This is a genomic window from Cyanobium sp. LEGE 06143, assembly GCF_015207535.1.
Classification (GTDB): domain Bacteria; phylum Cyanobacteriota; class Cyanobacteriia; order PCC-6307; family Cyanobiaceae; genus NIES-981.
Map to the genome: position 1 here is coordinate 1 of NZ_JADEWP010000078.1, position 10,599 is coordinate 10,599.

Genomic DNA, 10,599 nt, shown 5'->3' on the forward strand with positions numbered 1-10,599 from the left:
GTAGAGGGTGGTCACCTGTTCGCCGGGGGCCGATTCGGCCACCAGCCGTTCGTTCTCCACGAAGTACACAAGCCGCTCGGCCCGGATGCTGTTGCCATCCCCTTGAAGCACGTCCACATCGCCACTCAGCACCAGGCGACCCTCACGGCTGAAGTACTGGGCCTGGCGGGCCGTGGCCACCACCCCCTGATCGCCGTAGACGATCCGCACATTGCCGCTGGCGGAGAGGATTCCGGTGGCGTTGTCGGCGCTCTGCAGGTCGGATTCGATCGTCACCACGCCGGTCAGAGGGGCCGTCTCGGGTGCGGCCGCTGACGTGGCCATCTCCTGGGCCCTGGCTCCTGCCACCAGGGTGGAGGCGGAGAGGCCAAGCGCAGCCAGACCCAGCAGGGCAACGCTGGCGGGATGGAAGGCAGACAGGGGCAAGGACCGGGGCTGCCTGAACGCAGAATTCAATCTACAGAGGGCTGCGACGCTGCCCTGGCTGGAAGCAGCCGGGGAGGCTCCAGGTCCGGGTTCTGGTCAGGGCCCTGCAGGGCTTGCAGCCAGAGGCCGGCACTGCGGCAAACGGCTGCGAGATCCAGGCCCAGGGCGTCCTGCGGGCAGTCGCGCAAGCGCCCCAGCCCCTCACCCGTGAGGATGGTGGCACCGCGCCGATTGCCCCGTTCGAGGTGAAGCTGGCCCACGGCAATCTGCAGCAGGCCCTGCAGCACCGGACGGGTCGGGCCTGCCGTCTCGTGCCAGAGCTCCTCAAAGCCGTCGTGGCAGCCATACCAGTCGCCGGCATTGAACTGGGCGATGGCGGCGCCGAGGCGGGCATCGCCCAGCAGGGCTGACTCTTCGGGATCGAGCATGGAGCTGGACCTGGATCGGACCTTGATCTGAACCTGAACGTTCAGCGCTTGGCCGCCTTTTTGGAGGGCAGCTTGCGCAGCCGGATCGATTCCGGTGTCACCTCAAGCATTTCATCGGGACCGATGTACTCAAGGGCGCGCTCCAGAGTCATCTGCACAGGTGACTGCAGGGTGTCGAGCACCTCGGCGCCAGCGGAGCGGATGTTGGTCACCTGCTTGGCCTTGCAGACATTGAGCTCGAGATCCTGGGGCCGACTGTTCTCACCCACGATCATGCCCTTGTACACCTTGGTGCCAGGAGTGATGAAGAACTGGCCGCGATCTTCGGCCCCCTTGAGGGCATAGAAGGTGGCCGTGCCCTCCTCGAAGGCAATCAGCACGCCGCTGCGGCGGGTGTCCACATCGCCCTGCATGGGCCGGTAGTCGAGGAAGGAGTGGCTCATGATTCCCTCACCGCGGGTGGCACGGATGAACTCGCCGCGGAAACCGATCAGGCCGCGGGCCGGCACGACGAATTCCAGCAGGGTGCGGCCGTCGCTGGTGGTTTCCATGTTCTGCATTTCCGCCTTGCGGCTACCGAGTTTCTCGATGCAGGCACCCACGGATGCTTCCGGCACGTCGAGCACGAGGGTTTCATAGGGCTCGCTGGGGGTGCCATCGATGGTGCGGAAGATCACCTGGGGCTGGCTCACCTGGAACTCATAGCCCTCGCGGCGCATCGTTTCGATCAGGATGCCGAGGTGCAGCTCACCCCGGCCGCTCACCGACCAGCGGTCGGGTGAGTCGGTGTCCTCCACCCGCAGGGCCACGTTGGTGAGCAATTCCTTCTGCAGCCGATCGCGCACCTGACGGCTGGTGACGAACTTGCCCTCCTTGCCGGCGAAGGGGGAGTCGTTGATGACGAAGGTCATCTGCAGGGTGGGCTCATCCACCTTGATCAAAGGCAACGCCTCGGGATTGTCCGGGCAGGCGATCGTCTCGCCGATGTTCACCTCATCGAAGCCGGACACGGCCACCAGGTCGCCGGCGCTGGCCTCGGCGATCTCCACCCGCTGCAGGCCCTGGAAACCGAGCAGCTTGCTGATCCGGCCGCGCTTGACGCTGCCGTCATCGCGCAGGAGAGCAGCGGGCTGACCCGCCTTGATGGTGCCGTTGTGGATGCGGCCGATCATGATCCGGCCGAGGAAATCGCTGTAGTCAAGGGTGGTGACCTGGAGCTGCAGCGGCTTGGCGGGGTCCCCCACCGGCGGCGGCACATGGCGCAGGATGGCGTCGAAGAGCGGACGCATGGTGTCGCTCTCTGTTTTCATGTCGGGCTTGGCGTAGCCGCCCATGCCGCTGCCGAACAGGTAGGGGAAATCGCACTGGTCGTCGTCGGCACCGAGCTCGAGGAAAAGGTCGAGCACCTTGTCCACGGCGATCTCCGGATCCACCCGGGCCCGGTCGATCTTGTTGACAAACACGATCGGACGCAGCCCTTTCTCCAGGGCCTTCTTGAGCACGAAACGGGTCTGGGGCATGGGCCCCTCGTTGGCGTCCACAATCAGCAGGCAGCCATCCACCATGCCCAGCACGCGCTCCACCTCGCCGCCGAAGTCAGCGTGACCAGGGGTGTCGACGATGTTGATGCGAATGCCTTCGAAATCAACCGCCGTGTTCTTGCTGAGGATCGTGATGCCGCGCTCGCGCTCCAGATCGTTGGAGTCCATCACGCAGGTGGGCACCGCTTCGTTGTCGCGGAAGATGCCCGACTGGGCCAGCAGCGCGTCGACGAGGGTGGTTTTGCCGTGGTCAACGTGGGCAATGATCGCAATATTGCGAATCGGCGTGCCTGAATGTGCGCCGCTCATAAATTGAGAATTCCTACGGTTCAGTCTGTAGCCAAGAAAACAGACTACTCCATCCCCTTGCCAGGCTGATCCCGGCTCAGGGGGCCAGACGCTGGGCGGGCTCGAACACTTTCAGCGCCTCGGCCGTGCCCTCGAAGCGCCAGTGCCAGGGTTCGTAGCTCACGCCCTGGGGATTGCCTGCGGGAAACGACAGGGTGAAATGGAACCGCTGGGCATGGTCCTCCAGCCAGCGGAAGGCCTGCGTGGCGGCAAAGTCCTCGGAGAGATGGGTCTGGGGCATGCGGCCATCGCCCAGATCGATGGCATACCCCGTGCTGTGTTCAGAGAAGCCGGGCGGTGCGCTCACTTCGGCCCGCTCGCGGGCGTTCTGGTTGCGCTCCGCCTTCACATCGAAAAAGATCTCCCGCTGCAGGGCCCTGGAGCGGTAGGCACTCAGCAGCACCAGGGAGATGCCGTCGGCCTCCGCGGCCCGGCGCATGGCGGCCAGGGCTTCGGCGGCGTCGCGATGCAGTTCCTGCCCCGGCGCCACGCTCACCAGGACGGCGGGGTCGGCCTCGTCATAGGGGAAGTGACCCAGCAGGCGGCCATCGGCGGTCTGGCTGGCATCGAGGCCCTCCACCGGCCTGGGGGCCAGCCACCGCTGCAGGGCCTGGCGGCTCTGGGGCAGCAGCAGCCCCCCGGCCAGCAGCACCAGAACCAGAGAGAGGCCCAGCCGCCCCAGCCGCGCCAGTGGGTGCGTCGGTGCTGCCGCAGGCAGCTGCCGGCGAGCCACAGGGATGTCATCGGGCTGCACGACGCCAGAGGAGCGGTGGGTGGGCAGTCTGGGGTTCAGCGCCACGCCAGGGCGGCATCACAGCACCCATGCAAGCGGACCCGGGGCCCAAGAGCCAGTGAGGCGCGCCAGGCCGACGGGCGCCCCAAACCAAGGCCTTAAATTGTTACAGCTTCGTCATACTCGCGCCACGATTCGGCCTCTGGGGTACTTGCGATTGCATCCATGTCGGCCCGTTGTTGCCGGCGGCAAATCACAATCTCCTTGGCGAAACCGGAAATCCCCCCGCCAGACCAGGCAGCGGTGTTAGTTTAGGCCGACAGCTTTCTTTTGGCGGAGCATTCAACTGATGTTGCGTGTCGCAGTGGTGGGCGGTGGCCCCAGTGGGTCCTGTGCCGCCGAGGTGCTTGCCAAGGCCGGTATCCAGACGTGGATCTTCGAGCGCAAGCTCGACAACGCCAAACCCTGTGGAGGGGCGATTCCACTCTGCATGGTTTCCGAATTCGACCTTCCCGATTCGATCATCGATCGCAAGGTTCGGAACATGCGCATGATCTCTCCCTCCAACCGGGAGGTGGATATTCATCTGGACAATAACAACGAATACATCGGCATGTGCCGCCGGGAGCTGCTCGACTCCTTCCTGCGCAACCGCGCCGCTGATCTCGGTGCCCATCTGGTCAACGGTCTGGTGACCAAGATCGACACCGGCGTCAACCGCCAAGGCCCGTACACCCTCACCTACTCCGACTACGGCACCGGCGAGGCCACCGGTGAGAGCAAAACCCTCGAAGTTGACCTGATCGTGGGCGCTGATGGTGCCAACAGCCGGGTCGCCAAGGCGATGGATGCCGGCGACTACAACGTGGCCATCGCCTTCCAGGAGCGCATCCGGCTGCCGGCCAAGGAGATGAGCTACTACGAAGACCTCGCTGAGATGTACGTCGGCACCGACGTTTCGCCGGACTTCTACGCCTGGGTCTTCCCCAAGTACGACCATGTGGCCGTCGGTACCGGCACCATGCAGAACAACCAGTCTCTCATCAAGGGTCTGCAGGAAGGCATCCGGCTGCGGGCCCGCAAGCGGCTCGTCAATGGCGAAGTGATCAAGGTGGAAGCCCACCCCATTCCTGAGCATCCCAGGCCCCGCCGCGTGGTGGGCCGCATGGCCCTGGTGGGCGACGCCGCAGGCTACGTGACCAAGAGCTCCGGCGAAGGCATCTACTTTGCAGCCAAAAGTGGCCGCATGTGCGCCGAGCAGATCGTGGCCAGCAGCCAGGCGGGACAGCGCATCCCAACCCAGGCCGATCTCAAGAAATACATCAAGACCTGGGATCGCCAGTACGGTGCCACCTACAAGGTGCTTGAGATTCTGCAGAACATCTTCTACTCCAATGACGCTGCCAGGGAAGCGTTCGTGGAGATGTGCGATGACAAAGATGTGCAGCGCCTCACCTTTGACAGCTACCTCTACAAGCGGGTGGTGGCGATGAACCCCTGGCAACAGATCAAGCTCACCGTGCTCACCATGGCCGCCGTGCTGCGCGGCAATGCCCTTGCCCCCCAGACCTACAAACCCGTCGACAGCGCCGTGCGCGATGACGATGAAGTGGCCGCCATGCTGGCTGTCAGCACCATCAAGGGCGGCATCAAGATGCGCGGTGAACTGGCTGCCCAGGCAGCCGCCAGCCCGGCGAATGGCACCGGCAAGAGCCAGGACAAGTCAGCCGATCAGGAACGGGAACCTGTGCTGGCCGGCCAGTGATCCAAAGGAGCGCCTGAAGCGAGGCTTCAGGCCTGGAGTGCGCTGAAGTCAGCCAGCACTGACGCCTGGTTGCGCAGCACGCTCAACAGGGCCAGACGGTTGCTGCGGATGCGACTGTCTTCAGCCATCACCATCACGCTGCTGTCGCCATCAAAGAAGGCGGCCAGGGCAGCAGCGCTCTCCTGCAGGGCCGCCGCCAGCGCCGCCAAGCCAGGCAACGCGGCCTTCTGAGCAGCCTCCTTGGCGAGTGGTTCCAGCCGCTGCAGCACGGCAAGCATGGCCGCCTCGCTGGGCTTCTCGAACAGGGCCGGCTCCACCACGGCTTCGGGGCTGAGCGTGTGCTGATCGAGAGATCCCTTCTCGGCCAGTCGTGTGGCCCGGGTGACCACAGCCTGCAACGGCGCCAGCCGCCCCTGCTGACGCAGCTCGCGCAGCAACAGCCCCCGCTGACGGACCGCACCGGGATCGGCCAGCAGCCGTTGCCTCGGCAGCCCGGCTCCCGCCACCGCCGCCACCAGGTCGGCCGCCAGGCCCTCCTCCTCCAGCAGGCTGGCGATGCGCTGGGCCAGAAAGTCGCCCAGGTCGGCCGCCAGGGCCGCCGGCTCGATCCGGAATTCAGGAAACAGACTGGCCCAGCGGTGGCTGCCGGCCAGGAGCAGCCCCTGCAGATCCAGCCGCCAACCCTGCTGCCAGAGAATCTGCAGCAGGCCATTGCCCGCCCGCCGCAGGCCGTAGGGATCAGAGGAGCCGCTGGGCCGCTCACCCTTGGCGAAGATGCTGAACAGCAGTTCCAGGCGTTCGGCCAGAGCCACCACGGCCCCGGCAGCGCTGTGGGGCAGCGCATCTGCGGCACCCCGCGGCAGATAGTGCTCGAGCACCGCCAGGGCCACCGCCCGCGGCTCGCCCTCGGCCAGCAGGTATTTGGCGCCCATGATCCCCTGCAGCTCGGGGAATTCGCCCACCATCTGGCTCACCAGATCGTGCTTGCAGAGGTGGGCCGCCCGCAGGGCCGCCTCGGCGACGTCCGGGGGCAGCGCCAGGGCCTGCAGCAGCTCCTGGCTGCACCACTCGAGTCGCTCCACCCGGTCGCGCAGGGAGCCCAGTCCCTCGGCAAAGGTGACCCGGGCCAGCTGTTCGCGCCGCTCCAGGCTGGAGACGGCCCTGTCGGCTTCCAGGAAGAAACGGGCATCGGCGAGCCGGGCGCGCAGCACACGCTCGTTGCCGCGGCGCACGGTGTCGAGGGAGTCCGGCGAGCCATTGCCCACGCACAGGAAGGCGGGCAGCAGCACATCCCGTGCTTCAAAGGCGAGGGGATCCACCGCGGCGTTGCGGCGGTAGAGCGGCACGTAGCGCTGGTGGGCCCGCATCACGGTGCAGAGCACCTCGGCTGGCAGGGCCAGGTAGGCGGGGTCCAGCGCCCCCTCCAGGAGCAGCGGCTGCTCCACCAGATCGGTGAGCTCCTCCAGCAGGTCGCCGGGCAGGTCCGGACGGCCCTCCAGCGCCTCGGCCGCCCGCTGGATGCCCTGGCTGATCCGCTCGGCCCGCAGCTGCCGGTGCACCTCCAGCCCGGCGGCGGCGAGGCTGGCCGCGTACTGGTCCGCCGCGGCGATCGACACCGGCTGCGGGTGCAGCCGGTGCCCCCGGCTGAGGCGGCCGGCCCGCACCTCTGGATCACTGCCCGGCAGCCGCACCGGCAGCACCTCGGCATCGAGTAGGGCCACCAGCCAGCGCACCGGCCTGGAGAAGCGGAAGTCTCCTTCCCCCCAGCGCATGAAGCGGCGGCCCTGCAACCCCTGAATCCAAGCGGGAATGCACTCCGTCAGCACCTCACGGGTGGGCCGTCCCGGCTCCAGCAGCCGCGCGAACACAAACGGGCCCTTGACCGTGGGGCGCACCTCCAGCGCCGCCGGCTCGACGCCGCAGCGCCGGGCAAAGCCCAGAGCCGCCTGGGTCGGCATGCCGTCCTTGAAGCCCTGACTGGCTGGCGGCCCCTTGCGCTCCTCCCGCCGCTCGCTCTGGCAGGCGGGCAGCCCGTCCACCACCACGGCCAGGCGCCGTGGTGTGCTGGTCACCTCCAGGCGGCCATGGCTGAGCCGCTGGTCGTCCAGGTCGCGGGCCACCAGAGCCTGCAGCTGGGGCACGGCCAGGCGAGCGAAATCGGCCGGCAGCTCCTCGGTTCCGATCTCCAGCAGAAAGGTGGACACGCCAACCGCAACAGCAACCGCCAACTGTATGGAGCCGTCTGCAACCGATCAGGCTGCCGGTGGGCCTTGTTCGCTACCGTCAACAGGCTTTTGGGTGGTTGCCGCAATCGTGACGTCAGGGCCGACGAAGTTCGAACAACTCAAGGCCAGCAGTGGTCACCTGCGCGAACCGCTGTTGAGCGAGCTGGGCAATCAGGCGCCCAACTTCACCGACAGCGCCGTCCAGATTCTCAAGTTCCACGGCAGCTACCAGCAGGACAACCGCGACAAGCGCCAGAAGGGCCACGACAAGGAGTGGCAGATGATGCTGCGCCTGCGCAACCCGGCTGGCCGCGTTCCGGCCCAGCTCTATCTCGCCATCGACGAGCTGGCCGATCGGCTCGGCAACGCCACCCTGCGGGTCACCACCCGCCAGGCCTTCCAGATGCATGGGGTGCGCAAGGAGAACCTCAAGGAGGTGATCGGCACGATCGTGCGCTCCCTGGGGTCCACCCTGGCCGCCTGTGGGGACATCAATCGCAACGTGATGGCGCCCGCCGCCCCCTACAGCACGGGCGGCTACCCGGCGGCCCGCGATCTCGCTGACGCCATCGCCGATCTGCTGGCTCCCCAGGCCGCCGAGGGCTCCTATCTCGACCTCTGGGTGGACGGCGATCTGAGCTACCGCATCAAGCCGAACCTGCCGGTGCGCCGCGCCAAGGCCCGCCAGGCCGAGGGCGCCGTGTTCAGCGGCGATGCCGCCGAGCCGCTCTATGGCGGCACCTATCTGCCGCGCAAATTCAAGGTGGCGGTCACGGTGCCCGGGGACAACTCGGTGGATCTGCTCACCCAGGACATCGGCCTGGTGCTGTTCTGCAACCCCCAGGGCCGGCCCCTGGCGGCCAACGTCTACGTGGGCGGCGGCATGGGCCGCACCCACAGCAAGGAGGAGACCTTCGCCCGCACCGCCGATCCGCTCGGGTCAGTGGCCTACGAGCACATCCTGGATCTGGTGCAGGCGATCGTGGCTCTGCAGCGCGACCATGGCGACCGCGACCAACGCCGCCACGCGCGGATGAAGTACCTCATCCACGACCGGGGCGTGGACTGGTTCCGGCAGGAGCTGCAGCAGCGCTACTTCGCCCATCCGATCAAGGCCATGCGCCAGGAGCCCAAGCCAAGGCTGGAGGACTACCTGGGCTGGCATCGCCAGAGCCCCGGGCTCTGGTTCGTGGGCCTGCCGGTGCTCTGCGGCCGCATCGGCGGCGAGCTCAAGCGTGGCCTGCGTCACCTCGTGGACACCTACAAGCTGGATCTGCGGCTCACGCCCAACCAGGATCTGCTGCTCTGCAACATCGGCACCGCCCAGAAGGCCAGCATCCGGGCAGAGCTGATCGCCCTCGGCTTCGAGACACCGGACGCGCCGCCCCCCCTGGAGCGCCATGCCCTGGCCTGCCCGGCCCTGCCCCTGTGCGGCCTGGCCGTCACCGAGGCCGAGCGCATCCTGCCCGATGTGATCGGCCGGCTCGACACCCTGATGCAGGGGCTCACCATCAGCAAGCCGGTGCTGGTGCGCATGACCGGCTGCCCCAACGGCTGCGCCCGGCCCTACATGGCCGAGATCGGGCTGGTGGGCAGCGGCGTCAACCAGTACCARCTGTGGCTGGGCGGCACCCCCAACCTCAGTCGGCTGGCGGAGCCCTATCTCGAGAAGATGCCCCTCGACGACCTGGAGCAGACCCTCGAGCCGCTGCTGCGGGCCTGGCAGGACGCCGGGGGCCGGCTGAGCTTCGGCGACTTCGTGGCCAGAAGCGGACGGCCTGCTGTGCAGGCCCTGCTGGCTTCGGCCTGACGTGGGCACCGTTTCGCGGCGCGGCCGCTCCTGCGGCCACCCCACAGTGTGGGCCGCATCGCTTGCCCTGGCCCTGCTCAGCTCCGCCACTGTCACCCCGCTGGCCGCCCAGGGCCGGAGGTCGCCAGCGCCGCCCCCCTCCACACCGACGATCTATGACCCGGATCCGCTCAGCTGCCAAGCCGAGGCGATCCGCGAGGCGTTCGAGCGCCACCTGGAGCCCTTTGCCGACCAGAGCCCGGCCGTGATCGCCCGGCTCAGGACCCTGCAGGGGGAGATGACGGCTTCCAGCCTGCGACGCTGCGTGGCCAAGGGCCTGATGCAGCGCGATGAGGCCAATGCGCTCTACCTGGATCTGATGGCGCCGGCATCCTCCTCCGCGCCGCCGGCCACCGCTCAGCCCGGCTCCGGCTCCACCCTTCCGTAGCAGGCCTGGGCTTCGCCCCGGCTCCAGGCCCAGAGCTGATCGCCCCAGCTGAAGTGCCACCACTCATTCGGGTGCTGGGCAAAGCCCGCCTGCTGCAGCACCTGACGCAACAGACGCCGTCGCCTGTGGCAGCCCCGCGCCCAGGTGCGCTGGGCCGGCTTGGCCGCTCCCTGGGCCACAGACTCGAAGTGGTCTGGTGAGGACACAGGCCCGATGGCGTCGATCGCCGACCCCATGTCCAGGGGCAGGCCCCGATGGTCAACCAGGGTGAGGTCCACGGCAGCGCCGGTGCTGTGGGGGGGCGGGGCAGCTGGATCCTCATCAGGATCGGCCCAGAAGCGCCCCACCTCCGCCGTCAGGGCCTCCCGGGCAGGGCTGGTTTCGGCCGGATCCACGCCTCGCTTGCGGCACAACTCAAGCAGGGTGTGCTCCACCATGAAGGCCTGCACCGCCAGGGGCCGCCAGCCGTCAAAGACGGCCAGGCGCCAGTCGGGCTGCTGTTCCTGCAGAGCCTCCTGGGAGTCGAGCAGTCGGTCGATCACCTCCTGGCGCAGCTGAAAGGGCGATCCTCCAGGGCCATAGGGAGCCCCCAGGGCTGTGTAGGGGTGGGGTTCCAGTCGCAACAGGTTGGGCGGCAGGGGAACCAGGGGATCCCGCCGCGGCTCGATGGGGACGGAATTCCAGGGACGCCGCGGCATCGCCACTCCAGTGCAGCCTTCAGTGTGGCCTGACGGCGTGCCGCTGCGTTCAGCGGGCCTCGGCCCTCAGTTCAGCCGGGCTCCTGCAGTCAGCCTGGCGCGCTGGCTCTGCAGCATGGCCAGGAGCCGGGGGTGACGCTCCAGGGATGGGTCCTCCGCCAGGATCCGCCCCCCCACGTCGCGCGCCTGCTCCAGCAC

The 10,599-nt window shown here is 67.7% G+C and carries 9 protein-coding genes; 3 read left to right on the top strand and 6 right to left on the bottom strand.

Translation table 11 applies throughout. From position 1 onward, the window contains the following. From IQ216_RS07125 to IQ216_RS07140, 4 genes are all read right to left on the bottom strand, one after another. Nucleotides 1-426 (bottom strand): LPS-assembly protein LptD (locus IQ216_RS07125; RefSeq protein ID WP_193814927.1); only part of this gene is annotated, 426 nt, incomplete at its 3' end. Between the two features lie 26 nt (nt 427-452). Further along, complete coding sequence (locus IQ216_RS07130; RefSeq protein ID WP_193814928.1) at nt 453-854, bottom strand: DUF309 domain-containing protein; 402 nt, start codon at nt 852-854, stop codon at nt 453-455. A 41-nt stretch (nt 855-895) separates the two neighbouring features. Beyond that, a complete protein-coding gene (typA, locus tag IQ216_RS07135) occupies nt 896-2,704 on the bottom strand; it encodes a translational GTPase TypA (RefSeq protein WP_186699769.1) in 1,809 nt (602 codons plus the stop codon). Nucleotides 2,705-2,780: 76 nt separating this feature from the next. After that, complete coding sequence (locus IQ216_RS07140) at nt 2,781-3,536, bottom strand: D-alanyl-D-alanine carboxypeptidase family protein (protein ID WP_228007251.1); 756 nt, start codon at nt 3,534-3,536, stop codon at nt 2,781-2,783. 289 nt (nt 3,537-3,825) lie between these two features. Here IQ216_RS07140 and chlP point away from each other — a divergent pair, with 289 nt between their 5' ends. After that, nucleotides 3,826-5,241, top strand: a complete 1,416-nt coding sequence (gene chlP, locus IQ216_RS07145) for a geranylgeranyl reductase (protein ID WP_193814929.1) — start codon at nt 3,826-3,828, stop codon at nt 5,239-5,241. 26 nt (nt 5,242-5,267) lie between these two features. On the opposite strand, the gene glyS is transcribed toward chlP, so the two are convergent. After that, nucleotides 5,268-7,445 (bottom strand): glycine--tRNA ligase subunit beta, encoded by a 2,178-nt coding sequence (glyS, locus tag IQ216_RS07150; RefSeq protein WP_193814930.1) that lies wholly within the window; start codon nt 7,443-7,445, stop codon nt 5,268-5,270. A gap of 94 nt (nt 7,446-7,539) precedes the next feature. On the opposite strand from glyS, the gene sir reads away from it, so the two are divergent. Then, nucleotides 7,540-9,276: a sulfite reductase, ferredoxin dependent gene (sir, locus tag IQ216_RS07155; protein WP_370566650.1), complete on the top strand. Its 1,737-nt coding sequence runs from the start codon at nt 7,540-7,542 to the stop codon at nt 9,274-9,276. A 1-nt stretch (nt 9,277) separates the two neighbouring features. Next, complete coding sequence (locus tag IQ216_RS07160; protein WP_193814932.1) at nt 9,278-9,703, top strand: hypothetical protein; 426 nt, start codon at nt 9,278-9,280, stop codon at nt 9,701-9,703. Here the strand turns inward: IQ216_RS07160 and IQ216_RS07165 are convergent. Then, nucleotides 9,673-10,401, bottom strand: a complete 729-nt coding sequence (locus IQ216_RS07165) for a M15 family metallopeptidase (protein WP_193814933.1) — start codon at nt 10,399-10,401, stop codon at nt 9,673-9,675. The two genes, IQ216_RS07160 and IQ216_RS07165, sit on opposite strands and share 31 nt — an antisense overlap. Nucleotides 10,402-10,599 lie beyond the last annotated feature (198 nt).